At 72.2% G+C, this 17,554-nt stretch carries 14 protein-coding genes and 3 tRNA genes; 8 read left to right on the plus strand and 9 right to left on the minus strand.

Going from position 1 to position 17,554, the window contains the following annotated elements:
- Positions 1 to 54 precede the first annotated feature (54 nt).
- The 6 genes from purF to purS form a co-directional block, all read right to left on the minus strand.
- Entirely contained in the window at positions 55 to 1,581 is a 1,527-nt protein-coding gene (purF, locus tag QA802_RS20135) for an amidophosphoribosyltransferase (RefSeq protein WP_319172259.1), read from the minus strand.
- 232 nt (positions 1,582 to 1,813) lie between these two features.
- Positions 1,814 to 2,251, minus strand: a complete 438-nt coding sequence (locus QA802_RS20140; RefSeq protein WP_334524567.1) for an META domain-containing protein — start codon at positions 2,249 to 2,251, stop codon at positions 1,814 to 1,816.
- 185 nt (positions 2,252 to 2,436) lie between these two features.
- Positions 2,437 to 3,234: a maleylpyruvate isomerase family mycothiol-dependent enzyme gene (locus tag QA802_RS20145; RefSeq protein ID WP_334524570.1), complete on the minus strand. Its 798-nt coding sequence runs from the start codon at positions 3,232 to 3,234 to the stop codon at positions 2,437 to 2,439.
- A gap of 172 nt (positions 3,235 to 3,406) precedes the next feature.
- Positions 3,407 to 5,665 carry a phosphoribosylformylglycinamidine synthase subunit PurL gene (gene purL / locus QA802_RS20150; protein WP_334524572.1) on the minus strand — a complete coding sequence of 753 codons (2,259 nt, stop codon included), beginning with the start codon at positions 5,663 to 5,665 and terminating at the stop codon, positions 3,407 to 3,409.
- Positions 5,662 to 6,342 carry a phosphoribosylformylglycinamidine synthase subunit PurQ gene (gene purQ, locus QA802_RS20155; protein ID WP_306950843.1) on the minus strand — a complete coding sequence of 227 codons (681 nt, stop codon included), beginning with the start codon at positions 6,340 to 6,342 and terminating at the stop codon, positions 5,662 to 5,664. The genes purL and purQ overlap by 4 nt, the downstream gene beginning before the upstream one ends.
- Positions 6,339 to 6,611, minus strand: coding sequence for a phosphoribosylformylglycinamidine synthase subunit PurS (gene purS / locus QA802_RS20160; protein ID WP_319172264.1), 273 nt, complete (start codon positions 6,609 to 6,611; stop codon positions 6,339 to 6,341). The genes purQ and purS overlap by 4 nt, the downstream gene beginning before the upstream one ends.
- Positions 6,612 to 6,974: 363 nt before the next feature.
- Between purS and QA802_RS20165 the strand changes: the two genes are divergently transcribed.
- From QA802_RS20165 to QA802_RS20200, 8 genes are all read left to right on the plus strand, one after another.
- Entirely contained in the window at positions 6,975 to 7,292 is a 318-nt protein-coding gene (locus QA802_RS20165; protein WP_107443208.1) for a histone-like nucleoid-structuring protein Lsr2, read from the plus strand.
- 151 nt (positions 7,293 to 7,443) lie between these two features.
- Positions 7,444 to 7,515 (plus strand) — tRNA-Gly (locus QA802_RS20170).
- Between the two features lie 96 nt (positions 7,516 to 7,611).
- Positions 7,612 to 7,684, plus strand: a tRNA-Gly gene (locus tag QA802_RS20175).
- A gap of 184 nt (positions 7,685 to 7,868) precedes the next feature.
- A complete protein-coding gene (locus QA802_RS20180; protein ID WP_334524579.1) occupies positions 7,869 to 8,876 on the plus strand; it encodes an ABC transporter ATP-binding protein in 1,008 nt (335 codons plus the stop codon).
- 394 nt (positions 8,877 to 9,270) lie between these two features.
- Positions 9,271 to 10,014: an ABC transporter permease gene (locus QA802_RS20185; RefSeq protein ID WP_334524582.1), complete on the plus strand. Its 744-nt coding sequence runs from the start codon at positions 9,271 to 9,273 to the stop codon at positions 10,012 to 10,014.
- A gap of 14 nt (positions 10,015 to 10,028) precedes the next feature.
- Positions 10,029 to 11,630 carry a sensor histidine kinase gene (locus QA802_RS20190; RefSeq protein ID WP_334524585.1) on the plus strand — a complete coding sequence of 534 codons (1,602 nt, stop codon included), beginning with the start codon at positions 10,029 to 10,031 and terminating at the stop codon, positions 11,628 to 11,630.
- Positions 11,627 to 12,235, plus strand: coding sequence for a response regulator (locus tag QA802_RS20195; protein ID WP_319172267.1), 609 nt, complete (start codon positions 11,627 to 11,629; stop codon positions 12,233 to 12,235). Before QA802_RS20190 ends, QA802_RS20195 begins: the two co-directional genes overlap by 4 nt.
- A 37-nt stretch (positions 12,236 to 12,272) precedes the next feature.
- Positions 12,273 to 12,348, plus strand: a tRNA-Gly gene (locus tag QA802_RS20200).
- A 38-nt stretch (positions 12,349 to 12,386) separates the two neighbouring features.
- Here QA802_RS20200 and QA802_RS20205 read toward each other — a convergent pair.
- From QA802_RS20205 to QA802_RS20215, 3 genes are all read right to left on the minus strand, one after another.
- A complete protein-coding gene (locus tag QA802_RS20205; RefSeq protein ID WP_334524588.1) occupies positions 12,387 to 13,286 on the minus strand; it encodes a phosphoribosylaminoimidazolesuccinocarboxamide synthase in 900 nt (299 codons plus the stop codon).
- Positions 13,287 to 13,456: 170 nt separating this feature from the next.
- Positions 13,457 to 14,998 carry a N,N-dimethylformamidase beta subunit family domain-containing protein gene (locus tag QA802_RS20210; protein WP_334524591.1) on the minus strand — a complete coding sequence of 514 codons (1,542 nt, stop codon included), beginning with the start codon at positions 14,996 to 14,998 and terminating at the stop codon, positions 13,457 to 13,459.
- A 345-nt stretch (positions 14,999 to 15,343) separates the two neighbouring features.
- Positions 15,344 to 17,302: a M48 family metalloprotease gene (locus QA802_RS20215; RefSeq protein WP_334524594.1), complete on the minus strand. Its 1,959-nt coding sequence runs from the start codon at positions 17,300 to 17,302 to the stop codon at positions 15,344 to 15,346.
- Positions 17,303 to 17,554: the final 252 nt, after the last annotated feature.

Raw genomic sequence — 17,554 nt, forward strand, 5'->3', positions numbered from 1 at the left:
TGTGACGGGGTGTGACGTGACATGACGGACTGCGACGGCTGCCGACGGGGCTGCCTACGGACGGCGGATCGCGTCGGACGCGGCCGTGGCGGCCGGACCGGCGGCCAGCTCCGTCTCCAGGAGCTGCTTGCCGAGCAGCTCGGGATCGGGGAGCTCCATCGGGTATTCGCCGTCGAAGCAGGCGCGGCAGAGGTTCGGCTTGGCGATGGTGGTCGCCTCGATCATGCCTTCGAGGGAGATGTACGAGAGGGAGTCGGCGCCCAGGGAGGTGCCGATCTCGTCGATGGTCATGCCGTTGGCGATCAGCTCCGCGCGCGTGGCGAAGTCGATGCCGAAGAAGCAGGGCCACTTCACGGGCGGCGAGGAGATGCGGATGTGCACCTCGGCCGCGCCCGCCTCGCGGAGCATGCGCACCAGGGCCCGCTGGGTGTTGCCGCGCACGATCGAGTCGTCGACGACGACCAGGCGCTTGCCCTTGATGACTTCCTTGAGCGGGTTCAGCTTCAGGCGGATGCCCAGCTGGCGGATGGTCTGCGAGGGCTGGATGAACGTCCGGCCGACGTAGGCGTTCTTCACCAGGCCCGCGCCGAAGGGGATGCCCGACGCCTCGGCGTAGCCGATGGCGGCGGGGGTGCCGGACTCCGGTGTCGCTATGACGAGATCGGCGTCGACCGGTGCTTCCTTGGCGAGCTTGCGGCCCATCTCCACACGGGAGAGGTACACGTTCCGCCCGGCGATGTCGGTGTCCGGACGGGCCAGGTACACGTACTCGAAGACACAGCCCTTGGGCTTCGCTTCCGCGAACCGGGAGGTCCGCAGGCCGTTCTCGTCGATGGCGACGAACTCGCCGGGCTCGATCTCACGGACGTAGGCGGCGCCGCAGATGTCCAGGGCGGCGGACTCGGAGGCGACGACCCAGCCGCGCTCCAGCCGGCCGAGGACGAGCGGGCGGATGCCCTGCGGGTCGCGGCCCGCGTACAGCGTGTGCTCGTCCATGAAGACGAGTGAGAAGGCGCCTTTGACCTGCGGGAGGACCTGGTGGGCCGCTTCCTCGATGGTCAGCGGCTTGCCGTCCTCGTCGACCTGGGCCGCGAGGAGCGCGGTGAGCAGGTCGGTGTCGTTGGTCGCCGCGACGCGCGGCGTGCGGCCCTCCTGCTTGGGCAGGTCGGCGACCATCTCGGCGAGCTGGGCGGTGTTGACGAGGTTTCCGTTGTGACCGAGCGCGATCGAACCGTGCGCGGTGGCGCGGAACGTCGGCTGGGCGTTCTCCCACACGGAAGCGCCGGTGGTCGAGTAGCGGGCGTGACCGACCGCGATATGACCCTGGAGCGAACCGAGTGAGGTCTCGTCGAAGACCTGGGACACCAGGCCCATGTCCTTGAAGACGAGGATCTGCGAGCCGTTGCTGACCGCGATCCCCGCGGATTCCTGACCTCGATGCTGTAGGGCGTAGAGCCCGAAGTAAGTGAGCTTGGCGACCTCTTCACCGGGAGCCCAGACACCGAAGACGCCGCATGCGTCCTGGGGGCCCTTCTCACCGGGGAGCAGATCATGACTGAGTCGACCGTCACCACGTGGCACGCCACCGAGTGTAGGCGAGATCGACCACTGGTCCGAATTGGGGATACCGGCCGGTAACTGGATCATCGGGCGGCCACGGCACCCGTGATCAGCGCGTCCGCCCAGGTCAGGACCGGAATTCGGTGATCCACTCGGGGATCGGACGGGTCCCGGGGGCGGCCCGGCGAGCACCCGTTGCGGGGGTATGAGTGAGCTGTCGCACACCAATAGGGCGGTGGACGGCGGCCGGGTCTCATTTCCTGGTCAGCCGGACCTGGTCGCCGTCGGCCGTGGCGAGGGTCAGCGTGGCGCCGTCGACCTCGGCGGTGAGGGTCCCGTCGGCGAGCGTGCCGGCCAGCGTGCGCTCGAACGCCATGGGCTGCTCCTCGCAGGCCATCCTCGTCGACCGCGCGTTGCTGAACCGCACGCTGTCGCCCGTCACTGCGGCCTTCGCGGTGAAATGGTTGCACCCGTAATTGCCCGCCGCCTTCCCGTCCTCGATCTCGACGTGTGCGCCGGGCGGGGCGCGGTGGACGACCCCGCCGACGGTGACGCTGTCGACGTTCCACCAGACCCCGGTGACGGGCTGCTCTGCGCGCACCGCCCCACTGCCGGGCTGTTCGCCGCCCGCCTTCTCACTCCCGCAGGCAGCGGCGAGCGGGACGAGCACGAGCAGGACGGCGGCGGCCAACGCCGTGCGGCGCCGGGAGCGGTGCGGTTGCGGTTGCGTATCCCCATGTGTGGGGCCGCGCGTGGGGCCGCCGTGTGCGGGGCGGCTGGGCGTGGGGCTGTGCGGCTGCCTGGACATGCCGGTTGGACGGGGCGGGGGGCGTGGTCGGTTCCGCTCCGGCGCCGGGATTCAGGCCATCGGCGGGATCAGGCCATCAGGGGGAGCAGCGCCGTGAGGTCCGCACGCTCGCCGCTCGCCGCGACCTTCGCCTCCTCGACGGCGTCCTGCCAGGTCACCCGGCCGGTCGCCAGCCGGATCCAGGTCAGCGGGTCGGTCTCGACGACGTTGGGCGGGGTGCCCCGGGTGTGCCGGGGGCCCTCGACGCACTGCACGACGGCGTACGGCGGGATCCGCACCTCGGTCGCGCCGCCGGGCGCCCTGGCGGCGAGGGCGTCGGCGAGGAGCCGGGTGGCGGCGGCGAGCGCCTGACGGTCGAAGGGGACGTCCAGACCGGGGACGGCCGCGTTCAGGTCGTCGGTGTGCACGACCAGCTCGACGGTACGGGTGACGAGGTAGTCGGCCAGGCTGATGGCGCCGGTGCGGGTCGCCAGCAGCCGGTCGCCGGGGACGGCGGCGAGGGCGGCGACGACGCGCTCCTCGGTGCGGGCGTAGAGGACGTCCAGGTCGGGGTGGGCCGCGGCGAGCTCCAGGGTGCCCTCGCCGATGTCGGCGGCACGGGCGGCGGTGGCGAACGGCCACTGAAGGAGCGTGAGCTCCGCCTTCGCTGGTTCGTCCCGCTCGATGTTGCGGCTGACGGTCTCCACCGCCATGGTCACGTGAGCGGCCAGCTCCCGCACCGTCCATCCCGCCAGCCGGGTGGGCAGCGCGAGTTGCTCGGGGGTGAGGGAGCCCACGGCCCGCCGTACGTTGCCGAACTGGGCCAGCACCGCGGCACGGGTCCTGACGGGGTCGTAGGCGCGGACGCGCTTCTTGGCCGGAGGCATGACGGCGAGCCTAGTGGCCGCCGGTGACACCGGGCCGTCCCGCCGGCGCGAGGGGGCACCCCCTCGCGCCGGTCACGACGAAGGCCCCGCCCGGGGCACGTGGGAACGTGGGAACGGGCGGAGCCTTCACCGGAGTACGGAGTGCGGGGTACCTGGACAGGTACCCCGGCGACTACGCGAGGAGCGCCGGGATGGTGTCCTCGTGGGCCTTGCGCAGCTCCTCCAGGGACAGCGCGAACTCGCCCTGGAGCTCGACCGTGTCGCCGTCGACGACGCCGATGCGGGTGACGGGCAGGCCGCGCGCCCCGCACATGTCGTTGAAGCGGAGCTCCTCGGACCGCGGGACCGCCACCACGGCACGGCCCGCCGACTCGGAGAAGAGGAGCGTGAAGGCGTCGAGCCCGTCCGGGACGACCAGCCGCGCGCCCTTGCCGCCGAGCAGCGCCGACTCGACGACCGCCTGGACCAGGCCGCCGTCCGACAGGTCGTGCGCGGAGTCGATCATGCCGTCGCGGGAGGCGGAGATCAGGATCTCGCCGAGCAGCCGCTCCCGCTCCAGGTCGACCTTCGGGGGCATGCCGCCGAGGTGGTCGTGGACGACCTGGGACCAGGCCGAGCCGCCGAACTCCTCATGGGTGTCGCCGAGGAGGTAGAGCAGCTGGCCCTCCTCCTGGAAGGCGACCGGCGTGCGCCGCGCCACGTCGTCGATGACGCCCAGCACCGCGACCACGGGGGTCGGGTGGATGGCCGCCTCGCCGGTCTGGTTGTAGAGGGAGACGTTGCCGCCGGTCACCGGGGTGCCGAGCTGCTGGCAGGCGTCGGCCAGGCCGCGGATGGCCTCCGCGAACTGCCACATCACCGCCGGATCCTCGGGCGAGCCGAAGTTCAGGCAGTCGGAGACGGCGAGCGGCTTCGCGCCGGTCGTCGCCACGTTGCGGTACGCCTCGGAGAGGGCCAGCTGCGCGCCCGCGTACGGGTCGAGCTTGGCGTACCGGCCGTTGCCGTCGGTCGCGATGGCGACGCCGAGGCCGGTCTCCTCGTCGATCCGGATCATGCCGGAGTCCTCGGGCTGCGCGAGGACGGTGTTGCCCTGCACGAAGTGGTCGTACTGCGAGGTGATCCACTTCTTGGAGGCCTGGTTCGGGGACGACACCAGCTTCAGGACCTGGTCCTTCAGCTCGTCGCCCGTCTGCGGCCGGGGCAGCTTGTTCGCGTCGTCGGCCTGGAGGGCGTCCTGCCAGTCCGGACGGGCGTAGGGACGCTCGTAGACCGGGCCGTCGTGGGCGACGGTGCGCGGGTCGACGTCGACGATCTTGCCGCCGTGCCAGAAGATCTCGAGGCGGTCGCCGTCGGTCACCTCGCCGATGACGGTCGCGATGACGTCCCACTTGTCGCAGATCTCGAGGAAGCGGTCGACCTTCGCCGGCTCGACGACCGCGCACATGCGTTCCTGCGACTCGCTCATGAGGATTTCCTCGGGCGAGAGAGTCGAGTCCCGCAGCGGCACGTCGTCCAGCGTGACGCGCATGCCGCCGGAGCCGTTGGAGGCGAGCTCGGACGTCGCGCAGGACAGGCCGGCCGCGCCGAGGTCCTGGATGCCGACGACCAGCTTCTCCTTGAAGGCCTCCAGGGTGCACTCGATGAGGAGCTTCTCCTGGAACGGGTCGCCGACCTGCACGGCCGGACGCTTCGACGGCTTGGCGTCGTCGAAGGTCTCGGAGGCCAGGATCGAGGCGCCGCCGATGCCGTCGCCGCCGGTGCGGGCCCCGTAGAGGATGACCTTGTTGCCGGCGCCGGACGCCTTCGCGAGGTGGATGTCCTCGTGCCGCATCACACCGATGGCGCCGGCGTTGACCAGCGGGTTGCCCTGGTAGCAGGCGTCGAAGACGACCTCGCCGCCGATGTTCGGCAGGCCCAGGCAGTTGCCGTAACCGCCGATGCCGGCGACGACGCCCGGCAGGACGCGCTTGGTGTCGGGGTGGTCGGCGGCGCCGAAGCGCAGCGGGTCCACGACCGCGACCGGACGCGCGCCCATCGCGATGATGTCGCGCACGATGCCGCCGACGCCCGTGGCCGCGCCCTGGTACGGCTCGACGTACGAGGGGTGGTTGTGCGACTCGACCTTGAAGGTGACCGCGTAGCCCTGGCCGACGTCGACGACGCCCGCGTTCTCGCCGATGCCCACGAGGAGGGCGTCGGACTGGGGGGCCTTCTCGCCGAACTGGCGGAGGTGCACCTTGGAGGACTTGTACGAGCAGTGCTCGGACCACATGACCGAGTACATGGCCAGCTCGGCGCCGGTCGGGCGACGGCCGAGGATCTCGACCACGCGCTCGTACTCGTCCTTCTTCAGGCCGAGTTCGGCCCAGGGCAGCTCGACGTCGGGGGTCTCGGTCGCGTGCTCGACCGTGTCCAGAGGCGTCCGGCTCATGCGTTGACCAGCTTCTTGAGGATCGAGGTGAAGAAGGGGAGACCGTCGGTGCGGCCGGACCCGATGAGGGGTTCGACGGCGTGCTCCGGGTGCGGCATCAGGCCCACGACGTTGCCCGCCGCGTTGGTGATGCCGGCGATGTCGTTGAGCGAGCCGTTCGGATTGACGTCCAGGTAGCGGAAGGCGACCCGGCCCTCCGCCTCCAGCTCGTCCAGCGTGTGCTGGTCGGCGACGTACCGGCCGTCCATGTTCTTCAGCGGGATGTGGATCTCCTGGCCGGCCGTGTAGTCGGTGGTCCAGGCGGTGTCCGCGTTCTCCACCCGCAGCTTCTGGTCGCGGCAGATGAAGTGGAGGTGGTCGTTGCCGAGCATCGCGCCGGGCAGCAGGTGCGCCTCGGTGAGGATCTGGAAGCCGTTGCAGATGCCGAGGACCGGCAGACCGGCCTTCGCCTGCTCGATGAGGGGCTCCATCACGGGGGAGAAACGCGCGATGGCGCCGGCCCGCAGATAGTCGCCGTAGGAGAAACCTCCGCACAGCACCACGGCGTCGACCTGGTGGAGGTTCTTGTCCTTGTGCCAGAGGGCGACGGGTTCGGCGCCCGCGAGGCGGATCGCACGCTGAGTGTCCCGGTCGTCGAGGCTGCCGGGAAAAGTGACGACGCCAATACGAGCGGTCACTTCGCGGCCCCCGCGACGGCTTCTTCCGACTCGACGCGGACGGTGAAGTCCTCGATCACGGTGTTGGCGAGGAAGGATTCCGCAAGCTCGTGGATGCGGGCGAGGGCGGCCTCGTCGACCGGCCCGTCAACTTCCAGTTCGAATCGCTTTCCCTGACGTACGTCGGAGATGCCTTCGAAACCCAGCCGCGGCAGTGCGCGCTGCACCGCCTGGCCCTGGGGGTCGAGGATCTCCGGCTTGAGCATGACGTCGACTACGACGCGTGCCACTGGCACTCCCGGTGGTGTGGTGCTGAGCAGGCTCCTGCAGGTGTCTCCAACAGGTGTCTTCAGACTACCCGCACAAAATTTCTACGCGAGTAGAGTTGTAGGAAACTACGTGAGCGCCATCACGATCAGGTATCGGACCAGTGCCTTCGTGGAAATTTCAGGGAAAGATCCGGGGTGCGTCCACGTTCCCTATTGCCCCGGGACACGCGGACAGATTTAGTCGGGCTTCACATTGCAATGCCGGGCACTGTACAAATGAATTGTCAATAGCCGATACTTTGCCCCATAACAGGCGAACAGTCGACATCTCCGCGGCGTCCTGGCACGTCATCGCAGAGCTGTCGCACGAAGGGACCGATATTCGTGGCGCAGAAGGTCGTGGTCACTCTCTTTGACGACATCGACGGCTCGGAAGCGGCGGAAACGATCGCCTTCGGGCTGGACGGCAAGTCGTACGAGATCGACCTGAATGAAGGCAATGCCGAGAAACTGCGTAAGGCGCTCGCGCCCTACGTGGACGCCGGCCGCAAGCGGTCGAGGTCCGGCAAGGCGTACAAGCAGACGGAGGTCGCCCCCGACCCCGCCGCCGTCCGCGCCTGGGCCCAGGCGAACAAGATGGACGTGCCGGCCCGCGGCCGTATCCCCAAGAAGGTCTACGAGGCGTTCACCGACGCGCAGTGAGCTGGGCCCCGTGTGCTGGACCCCGAGTGCTGGGCCGACGGCCGGTCACCCGCCCCCGGCGGGAACCGACTTGCGCTGCACCCCTCCCGGTCGGCTAGAGTCTGGAGCACGCCGCCGGGCGAGGCCGAAAGGCCCAGCTCACGGAGTACACGCGGGTGTAGTTCAGTAGTAGAACATCCCCCTTCCAGGGGGAAGGCGCAGTGTGCAATTCCTGTCACCCGCTCCGCATCGCCGATCCGACCACTCTTGTGGATCAGGTAGGCTGGTGCTCGCGCCGATCGGCGGCTGTGCTTGTTAACAGCTGGCGGTCGGAGGCAATGCGGACGTAGCTCAGTTGGTAGAGCGCAACCTTGCCAAGGTTGAGGTCGCGAGTTCGAGCCTCGTCGTCCGCTCGGGAATCAGACCCCGGTCCACTGGGCCGGGGTCTTTTCGTGTGCCCGTGTGCCCGAGTGGCCGAGTGCCAAGTGGCCAAGCCCGAGTGCCTGAGAAGCCGAGCGCCGCGTGTCTGACATTTGTCATACGCGCCGATGACACCTCGCACTGCCGGACCCTCCCCTCCGCGGGGAGGCTCGAGGCATGGACACGAATGAGCACGTGATCGAGGTCACCGACCTCCGGCGTGTGTACGGGGGCGAGTTCGCCGCGGTCCGTGGAATCTCGTTCCACGTGCGCCGCGGTGAGGTCTTCGCGCTGCTCGGCACCAACGGGGCCGGGAAGACGTCGACCGTCGAACTGCTGGAAGGGCTCGCGCGTCCGGACGGCGGCCTGGTCAGGGTCCTCGGCCACGACCCGTACACCGAGCGGACCGCGGTACGGCCGCGCACCGGCGTGATGCTCCAGGAGGGCGGCCTCCCCTCCGAACTGACCGTCGCCGAGACCGCCCGGATGTGGGCCGGCTGCGTGAGCGGCACCCGTCCGGCCGAGGAGGCGCTGGCCCTCGTCGGACTCGCCGAACGGGCCGACATCCGGGTCAAGCAGTTGTCCGGGGGAGAGCGGCGACGCCTCGACCTGGCGCTCGCGGTGCTCGGCGACCCCGAGGTCCTGTTCCTCGACGAGCCGACGACCGGCCTCGACGCCGAGGGCCGGCGCGACACCTGGGATCTGGTGCGCGCGCTGCGCGACGCCGGCACGACGGTCCTGCTGACCACGCACTACCTGGAGGAGGCGGAGAACCTCGCCGACCGGCTGGCCATCCTGCACCGGGGCCGCATCGCCGCCTCCGGAACGCCCGCGGAGGTGACCGGCGCCCAGCCCTCCCGGATCGTCTTCGAGCTGCCCGAGGGGTACTTCGTCGGCGACCTGCCGCCCCTGGGCGAGCTCGGCGTGTGCGGCCACGGGGTCGACGGCCGTGTCGTACGGCTGCGCACGCGGGAGTTGCAGCGGGCGGCGACCGGGCTGCTGGTGTGGGCCGACCGGGCCGGAGTGCAGCTGCGCGGACTGGACGTGCGGTCGGCCTCGCTGGAGGAGGCGTTCCTCGACATCGCCCGCGAGGCGTCGGACGACCCGGAGGGCGACCGGGGCGTCCAGGGCCGCCGGGGCGACCGGGGCCGTCGAGGTGGACGAGGCGCGGAGGTCGCGGCATGAGGGGGCGAACGGCATGGCGGGAGCGAACGGCATGAGCGAGGCGCGCAGGAGCAGCGGGAGCGGCGGGACCAGTGATGTGGGCGGGGCGAGTGGGACGGGCGGGGCGAGCGGAGTGAGTGGGACAGGCGGAGTGGGCGGGGCGAGCGGAGTGAGTGGGACAGGCGGAGTGGGCGGGGCGAGCGGAGTGAGTGGGACAGGCGGAGTGGGTGGGGCGAGCGGAGTGGGTGGGACGGGCGGAGTGGGTGGGACGGGCGGAGTGGGTGGGACGGGCGGAGTGGGTGGGACGGGCGGTATGAGCGGGAGCGGGACGACGGTGGAAGGCGCCGCCGGTCGGGCGGTCCCCCCTGCAGTCACTCAGGCAGCCGCCCGACCGGTCACCACCCCCCTGGGCCGGATGGTCGCCCTCGGGCGGGCCGAGCTGACGCTTCTCGGGCGCAGCAGGAGCACGCTCGCCCTGGCCGCGTTCGTGCCGCTCGTGCTGCCGGCCAGCCTCGCCCAGGTGGTCGACGACATGGACGTGGCGGACGTCGGGCTCACCGCCGGGCTGGTGCTGCTGCCCGCCGCCATCGGGTTCTCGCTGCTGTTCGGGGTGTACCAGGCGCTGTCGTCCGTCTACACCGCCCGTCGCGAGGAGTTGGTGCTGAAGCGGCTGCGCACCGGTGAGCTGAGGGACGCCGAGATCCTCTGCGGATCGGCGCTGGCGGTCCTGGCCACGGGGCTGGTGCAGTCTCTGGTGCTGGTGGCCGGCTGCACCGTCCTGCTCGACGTGCCGGCCCCGAAGGCGCCCCTGCTCGCCCTCCTGGGGCTGTTGTCGGGGCTCGCGATGTGCGCGGCGCTCGCGGCGCTCACCGCGGCCCTGACCCGGACCGTGGACAGCGCGCAGGTCACCACGGCACCGTTCGTGCTGGTGTCGTTGACCGGCTCCGGAATGGCCGTCCCGCTGGAACTGCTCCCCGACCGGCTCGCGTCCGTCTGCGAACTGCTGCCGCTGTCCCCGGTGATCACCCTGATCCGGGGCGGCTGGACCGGAAGCCTGTCCGCCTACGAGGCCCTCGGCGCCCTGGCGACCGCACTGGCCTGGCTCGTGCTCGCGGTGTTTGCTGTACGGCGGTGGTTCCGGTGGGAGCCGAGGCGCTGAGGAGCGGTGGGACGGTGTTCGGCTGGATCCGGGGGTGGCACGGACGCCACTGGTGCGAACGCAGCAAGGCGGAGCGGGTCGAGCTGCAGAGCGTGGTCACCTGGTACCTCACGACCTGGTCCTTCTCCCTGTTCTGGCTGGCGCTGCCGCTGGCGGGCGGGATCGACCGCCGGCCCCTGCCGCTGACCCTCGGCGGCGCGCTGCTCCTCGTGGGAACCCTGCAGTGCGTGGAGGCCAACCGGCTCACCCGGTCGGCCCTCGACCACTATCTGGGGCGGGCCGAACTCCCGCTCCGGGCGCTGCGCCCCGCCGCCGTCCTGCTGGGCCTGGAACTGGCGCTGGCCCTCGCTCTCGCCGCGCTGGGCGGCACCGACGCCGTGGGGGGCAGGCTGATCATCGGCGCGGCGCTGCTGCCCTTCGGGCTGCTGTACGGCCTCGTCGCCCCCGTCCCGGTGTTCCTGCGCCGGTCCGCCGCGCTCGCCGTGGTCCTCATGGCCGCGTTCGCCGGGATCGGGCCGGACCCCTCCGGGATCGTGGCGGTCGGGGTGCTCACCGGGTTCGGTGCGCTGTTCTCACTGCTGGTCGGTCGCTGCGGGGCCTGGAACCTGTCCGTGCTCTGGGAGGCGGAGCGGGCCCGGGAGGTCGAGGCCCGGCTCGCCGTCGCCGAGGAGCGGCTGCGGTTCGGGCGGGATCTGCACGACGTCATGGGCCGCAACCTGGCGGTGATCGCCCTGAAGAGCGAGCTGGCCGTGCAGCTGGCCCGGCGGGGGCGGGCGGACGCCGTGGAGCAGATGATCGAGGTGCAGCGCATCGCGCAGGAGACGCAGCGCGAGGTGCGGGGCGTCGTCCGGGGCTATCGGGAGGCCGACCTCGGGGTCGAACTCGCGGGAGCACAGGGAGTGTTGCGGGCGGCGGGGATAGCGTGCGAGGTGCTCGGGGACGCCGGGGAGCTGCCCGCCGAGGTGCAGTCGGCGCTCGGCTGGGTGGTGCGGGAGAGCACCACGAACGTGCTGCGGCACGGGGACGCCGAGCGGTGTTCGGTGGCCCTGCAAAGGACGGAGGGGTGCGTGGTGCTGACGGTGGAGAACGACGGTGCGCGGCCGGACGCCCCACCGGATACCCCACCGGACGCGCGACGGGGCGACACAGTCCGGCGCGCCGCCAGGGACGACGTCGGCCGGGGCGACGCCGGTGACGACATCGTCGGGGACGGCACGGGCACAGACGGCACGGGCCGGGACGACACCGTCGCGGGCAACGCCGTCGCGGGCAACGCCGTCGCGGGCAATGCCGTCGCGGGCAATGCCGTCGCGGGCAACGCCGACCGGGACGACGTCGGGTCCGGTGGCGCCGGCAGCCGGGTCCTGGGCGGCCTCGTCCCCGGCAGCCGCAGGGGCTCCGGGGCGGGCACGGGCTCCGGGATGGGCACGAAGTCCGGCAGCGGTCCGGTACCCGGCGGCGCGGGCCTTGGCGGGTCGGGGCTCGCCGGGCTGCGGGAGCGGCTCCAAAGGGTCGACGGGACGTTGCAGGCGGGGTTCGTCGGGACGGGCGGGTACCGGGTGGTCGCCCGGGTGCCCCTGAGCGCGAAGAACGCTGTGAAAGAGGTCACTTCATGACGGTGCGGGTGCTGCTCGCCGACGACGAGCACCTCATCCGGGGCGCCTTGGCCGCGCTGCTCTCCCTGGAGGACGACCTGCTGATCGTCGCCGAGGCGGCCACCGGTCCGGAGGCGCTGGCGATGGCCCGGGCCCACCGCCCCGACGTCGCCGTCCTGGATCTGCAGATGCCGGGCGCGGACGGTGTGAAGGTCGCCACATCCCTGCGCACCGAACTGCCCGACTGCCGGGCATTGATCGTCACCAGTCACGGGCGGCCCGGGCACCTCAAGCGGGCGCTTGCGGCAGGTGTGCGCGGGTTCGTCCCCAAGACGGTGAGTGCCCAGCGGCTCGCGGAGATCATCCGCACGGTGCACGCCGGGAACCGTTACGTCGACCCGGAGTTGGCCGCCGACGCGATCTCCGCCGGCGACTCGCCGCTGACCTCGCGCGAGGCGGAGGTGCTCGAACTCGCCTCCGACGGCGCGCCCGTCGCGGAGATCGCCGAGCGGGCCGCGCTGTCGCAGGGCACCGTACGGAACTACCTGTCGTCGGCCGTCTCCAAGCTCGGGGCGGAGAACCGGCATGCCGCGGTGCGGCTCGCGCGGGAGCGGGGTTGGGTATAGTTGGCCTCGCGCCACGGCACGTTAACACCGGCGCGTTGCGGACGTAGCTCAGTTGGTAGAGCGCAACCTTGCCAAGGTTGAGGTCGCGAGTTCGAGCCTCGTCGTCCGCTCCATCGAAAAGGCCCCGGTCATCGACCGGGGCCTTTTCCCGTCAGTCCCAGCCGACGCCCGTGAGGCGCTCGTAGGCCTCGACGTACTTCGCGCGGGTCGCGTCCACGATGTGCTGGGGCAGCGGCGGCGGGGGCTGCTCGCTGTGCCGGTCCCAGCCGGACTCGGCGGAGGTCAGCCAGTCGCGCACGAACTGCTTGTCGTACGAGGGCTGCGCGCGGCCGGGCTGCCACTGGTCGGCCGGCCAGAAGCGGGACGAGTCCGGGGTGAGCACCTCGTCGGCGATGACCAGGTTCTCGTCCTCGAAGCCGAACTCGAACTTGGTGTCGGCGAGGATGACGCCCCGGTCCCGGGCGATGTCGCGGGCGCGCCCGTACACGGCGAGGGTCGCCTGGCGGAGCTGGGCGGCGGTGTCGGCGCCGACCTGACGGGCCACCTCCTCGTAGGAGACGTTCTCGTCGTGCTCGCCGACGGCGGCCTTGGTGGCCGGGGTGAAGATCGGGGCGGGCAGTTCGCTGCCGTCGACCAGGCCCTCGGGGAGGGCGAGCCCGCAGACCGTGCGGGACTCCCGGTACTCGGCGAGGCCCGAGCCGGTGAGGTAGCCGCGGGCCACGCACTCGACGGGGACCATCCGCAGCGACTTGCAGACCAGCGTGCGGCCGGCCCAGTCGGCGGGGGCGCCGGCGGGCAGTTCCGTGCGGAGGACGTGGTTCGGGACCAGGTCGGCGAGCTGGTCGAACCACCACAGGGAGAGCTGGGTCAGGATGCGGCCCTTGTCGGGGATCTCGGTCGGCAGCACCCAGTCGAAGGCGGACGTGCGGTCACTGGCGACCATCACGAGGTCGCCCGCCTCGTTCTGGTACAGCTCGCGCACCTTGCCGGTGTGCAGATGCACCAGGCCCGGCACCTGAAGGGGCTCGGGCTTTTCTACGAATCCGGACACGGTTCCTCCCCGTGGTTCTGTCTCAGTGGCCTGATTGTCCCGTACATCGGGATCAGCCGAGGACAGCGGGGGTGGGGCGGGCGGTGACAAAGGGGTAGGCGGTGACAAAGGGGTGGGCGGGCGAGGCCAGCGGGGCGGGGCGGGGCGAGCGGGCGTCAGGTGTACGGACGTCAGTCGCGTTTGCAGATGCGGTCCAGGAGGTTGGCGGTGGCGCGCTGGATACGGGGGTCCGCGTGGCCGGGGCGGTCCAGGGCCGGGGACCAGGCGAAGGTGCCGGAGGCGAAGACCAGGGCGCCGGAGGGGGCGCGGTAGAGGGAGGTCTCCTGGTGGCGCGGGGCGCCCTTGCTGTCGCGGTACGGGGAGTGGGCGAGGAGGATGCGGTCCTCGTGGGGCGGCAGCGCGGTCCGCGGGAAGTAGCGGTCGGCCTCGCCCGCGACCAGGTGCTCGATGCCGTCGCCTTCGCCCGCCCCGGTCGCCTCCCACAGCCAGTGTCCGGCGTTGCGGACGATCAGCGGGTGCGGCTCGGGCACTCGCCCCGCGTACTGGATGCCGATCAGCTGCTGCTCGGCCCGGTCGATCTCACGCCACAGCACGGGCCGCCCCGGCCCCCTGCGTTTGCGGCAGGTGAGCAGACGGCCCGGAACACCTGCCGGCGAAGGGCCCAACTCGACCTGCCAGTAGAGGGAGTTGGCGGAGAGGAAGACCAGCGAGGTGCCGCTGTCGCGGGCGAGCTCGACGGTACGGCGCATCGGCGTCGACCAGTACTCGTCGTGGCCGGGGAAGACCAGGCCGCGGTAGCGGGTGGGGTCGACGGCACCGACGTGCAGGTCGCGGGCGTCGGCGTAGGCGAGGTCGTAGCCGTAGCGCTCCGCCCAGCGGATGACGTCGTAGGCGTGGCCGACGTGCAGCGGGAGGCCCGCGCCGGCGTACGGGCGGTCGAAGGAGACCGTGGTCGCCGCGTCGGCCTCGCCGAGGAGTCGCCCGTCGTCGTCCCACGCGTGGTAGAGGCTGGCGCCGGTCCGGCCGTCCTCGGGATACAGGTTGTAGGCCTGCCAGGTGACGTCGGGGAGGACCAGCAGCAGGTCGGCGGGATGGTGGTCGCGGACCGTGAAGGGCACGTGCGACCGGTAGCCGTCGACGGTGGTGAGGACGGCGACGTACGCGCCGACGTTCCAGTACGACGGGACCTGCAGTCGCCAGGAGAGCCACCAGTGGTGGCAGGAGACCGTGCGGTCGGCCGTCAGCGGCGGCGGCTGGACGATCCCGGAGAGGCGCGGACTGGTGGTGATCTTGGCCGCGCCGTCGCCGTCGTAGTGGCCGATGCGGTACACGTCGACGCTGAACTCCTGCGGCGGGTCGACCGTGATGTGGAAGTCGACGGCCTCGCCCGGGGCGACCGCGCCGGTGGAGACGAACCCCTTGATCTGACGGCGGACGTCGTCGGCGGACCGGGGAGCGCCGGACCCGGACCCGGGTTTGGCCCCGGGCGCGGTGCGCGGGCCGGGGACGCGGGGGCCGCCGGCGCCCTGTGCCGTGCCGGGGGCCGGGTTCTGGTCCACGTACCAGGGCACGACCTGGCCGGTGTCGTCGAAGTACGTCTCGCTGCCGCGCAGCCAGGGGACCGGGCCCTGGCCGAAGGGGTCGGTCACGGCGTGGGCCAGCGCCCCCGACTCCCATCGGCGGATGTGCTTCGGTTCTGGTCCGGGTCCCATGGTGCTCCCCTCCCCTGCGCCCCGTGGTGGCTCGTACCGATCGTGCCGACTCATGCAAACTCATGCCGACGCGGCGGCCGTCAGCCCATCGCTGTCCGTCCTGCGCCGCTCCTCGGGTGCCCGTCCGTCGCGCGTCCGCCGCGAGCCGTCCTGCGCGCGTCCTCGCCCCGTCCCCTGCGGCTTGTCCTATGTCCCGCGCCCATGCCATGGGCTCGTTCGATCCCAGCACATCACATAACGCGCGCAGACAGTCACGATTCGTTGCGAATTGGCCGAAAGTGGAACCCGGTGCTCCGGTGTGGTCCCGCCGGGCGGGGTGCCGGGCACCTCGCCGCGCAACCGCCCTCAGCCCAGCCGAACCGGCTTCTCGGGGCGTATCCCCAGCTCCACCAGCCAGGTCCGCAACGGGACCGCGTCGCCGTCCTCGACGAGGCTGAGGACCCGGGGGGCGAGGTCCGCCACGCGCTCGCCGTCGACCAGGAGGGCCGGGCCGTCCAGCCAGTCGAGGCCCGGGGTCGCGCCGACGGTGTCCATCGCGGCGCAGCACACCATCGCCGTGACGTGATCGGCGAGCAGCTCCCGGTCGGTGCGCGGCGGCTGGAGGGGGAACAGGGGGAGCGCGTCGTCGTCCCAGAGGGCCGCGTCGGGCCCCTGCCCGGGTGCCGGAGGGCCGACGGGAGCCGCGTCCGCGGTCGCCGCCTCCTCCCTGCCGACCTCGACGCCGATACGCGCGGCGAGGGCGGCGCTGCGGGGGTTGGCGGCCGGCACGTCACCGTCGGGACCGGCCTCGGGCCGCGGGGCCGGTCCCGGGTGCGGAAGCGGCTCGGAAGCGGGCGTGGAAGCGGAGTCGGCGGTGGTTTCGGTTTCGGGAGGGTCGCCCGGCCCCTGGGCACCCTCCGCCGGCGGCAGCGGCAGCGGCGGCAGCGCGAGGGACGGGTCCGCCGACGGGGGCGCGGGGGTCGGGCGGAGGGTGTCCGGTGCGAAACGGCCGTCCGCCGGGGTTGCCGTGTCGGTCAGGTGGTCCAGGACGCGGGCCAGAGTGGGCCCCCCGGCGTGGACGGCGGCCGTGGGGTCGGGGGCCCGACGGACTCCGAGGGCGTCCAGCACCCGGTGGAGGCGGGCCGCGTCGGTGCGCCACTTGCGGTCCACGACCTCGTCCGGATAGTCGTCCCAGGCCACCGGCGACCAGTGCGGGCCGGGCTCGGCGGGACCGCCGTGGAAGAGGCGGGCGGCGAGCAGCGACGCGGCCTCGTCGACCACGCCGGGCTCTTCCAGCAGGTCACAGGCGGGGCGCTCGCCGAGACGGGAGGCGAAGCCTTCGGCCAGGCGGTCGCGGCGGGACAGCTCGGTGAGGGCGGCGACGACTCCCGCGTCCAGCCGGGAGGGCCAGCGGCCCATCCGCCAGGCGGGCAGTGCCACGCGTGTGAGGAGCCGGTCCCAGCCCGCGTACGCCAGGCCGACCTGCTCCTGGGCGACGATGCGCAGCCCGTAGTCCACCGTCTGCGCGCGCTCGGCTGCCGCGGCGGCCACCCCCCGCTCCATCTCGCCGGCGTGCACCTGGCAGCCGCGCAGCATCAGCCGCGCGACCCAGCCGATGCCGGAACAGAAGGGACGCAGGACGGCACTGCGGCCCGCGCGCTCGGCGCAGCCGGCCACCGCGGCGTCCAGCCCGCGCACGTACCGCCGGGCCGCGGCTATGTCGGGATGGGCGGAGGGGCCGGTACCGGCGACGACCGGGGCCAGCACGGCCCGCAGCTCGCCCACCCGCATCCACCACAGGAACGGGGAGCCGATGACGAGCACGGGCGCCGTCGCCGTACGGCGGTGCAGGGGGCCGCGGGAGCCGCCCGGACCGGCTATCTCGTCGGCGCCGCGGGGCGGCGGTGAACCGTGGGCCCGGTGGGTGCGGTCCTCCAGCCAGCTGTCGCAGTCCGGCGTGAGGGCTATCGCGGAGGGCGCCGGCACATCCAGCCGGTCGGCGAGGTCGCGGACCAGCCGGTACAGGTCGGGGGCCGCCTGCTCGGCGACGGCGACCGTGGGGCTGACGGCGGGCCGGGCGCGGGCGACCACGAGCGCGACCGCCCCGGCCGAGAGCAGGACGACGACCGCGACGACGGACACCGCCCAGCGCACGGCGTCCCAGCCCGCGCCCGCGAGATGCCCGGTGGATCCGCCCACGAGCAGGATCACGGCGGCGGCCGCGGGCAGCAGCGCCAGGGCGAGAGCGCGGCTGCGGATACGCAGCACGGCCAGTGCCCGGGCGCGCGCCGCCTGCGCGCCCATCTCCACACCCAGACCGGTCATGACCGGAGCTCACCCCCTCCCTGCAGTCCTGTGTCCCCCGGCTGTCTTCGCAGTGCTCACTCCCCCACTGTGGCACCCGCCACCGACATCGCAATGCCGGTGGGCCAAGTGCCGGAACGACGACCGGGACGCTTGCGCCGCACCCTAGTTGGCACTCCGGCCCCCGTCAGCCGGATAGCTCAGCGCTCACTCGATGGAATGGCTTTGGGGAAAGGTGTATGACACAGGGCAACGATCAGGCCCCGGGTTCCA

Source organism: Streptomyces sp. B21-105 (assembly GCF_036898465.1).
In the GTDB taxonomy this organism is placed as follows: Bacteria; Actinomycetota; Actinomycetes; order Streptomycetales; family Streptomycetaceae; genus Streptomyces.

Bases quoted from the DNA above. Each gene is read 5' to 3' on its own strand.
- QA802_RS20145 (WP_334524570.1), bottom strand. From the start codon at position 3,234: ATGCCTCCGGCCAAGAAGCGCGTCCGCGCCTACGACCCCGTCAGGACC.
- purL (WP_334524572.1), bottom strand. From the start codon at position 5,665: ATGAGCCGGACGCCTCTGGACACGGTCGAGCACGCGACCGAGACCCCC.
- QA802_RS20180 (WP_334524579.1), top strand. From the start codon at position 7,869: ATGGACACGAATGAGCACGTGATCGAGGTCACCGACCTCCGGCGTGTG.
- QA802_RS20185 (WP_334524582.1), top strand. From the start codon at position 9,271: ATGGTCGCCCTCGGGCGGGCCGAGCTGACGCTTCTCGGGCGCAGCAGG.
- QA802_RS20195 (WP_319172267.1), top strand. From the start codon at position 11,627: ATGACGGTGCGGGTGCTGCTCGCCGACGACGAGCACCTCATCCGGGGC.
- QA802_RS20210 (WP_334524591.1), bottom strand. From the start codon at position 14,998: ATGGGACCCGGACCAGAACCGAAGCACATCCGCCGATGGGAGTCGGGG.
- QA802_RS20215 (WP_334524594.1), bottom strand. From the start codon at position 17,302: ATGACCGGTCTGGGTGTGGAGATGGGCGCGCAGGCGGCGCGCGCCCGG.